Below are 294 nucleotides of genomic sequence, written 5' to 3'. Positions count from 1 at the left end.
ACCATTCTTTGCGTAGTTTGCTTCAACTTTTGCTTTCTCTGATTTCCACCAATCTTCATTTTCCGTGTACCACTTGATTGTCTCTGCTAATCCTTCACGAAAATCTGTGAATTGTGGCTTCCATCCTAATTCTGTGCGCAGCTTTGTTGAATCGATCGCGTAACGTAGATCATGTCCAGGACGATCAGCTACGTGCTCATATTCATCGCTTGAATGACCCATCAATTCAAGAATCATTTCCATTACTGTCTTATTATCTTGCTCTCCATCTGCACCAATCAGATAAGTCTCACC

Annotated in this window: 1 protein-coding gene; it reads right to left on the bottom strand. The window is 41.5% G+C overall.

The features are described 5' to 3' along the window. On the bottom strand, positions 1-294 hold a 294-nt coding region (locus tag GSM_RS14480), incomplete at both ends, for a GDP-mannose 4,6-dehydratase (RefSeq protein ID WP_010078430.1).

The organism is Liquorilactobacillus mali KCTC 3596 = DSM 20444, from assembly GCF_000260415.1.
GTDB lineage: Bacteria > Bacillota > Bacilli > Lactobacillales > Lactobacillaceae > Liquorilactobacillus > Liquorilactobacillus mali.
This window is presented reverse-complemented; position numbering and strand designations above follow the sequence as displayed.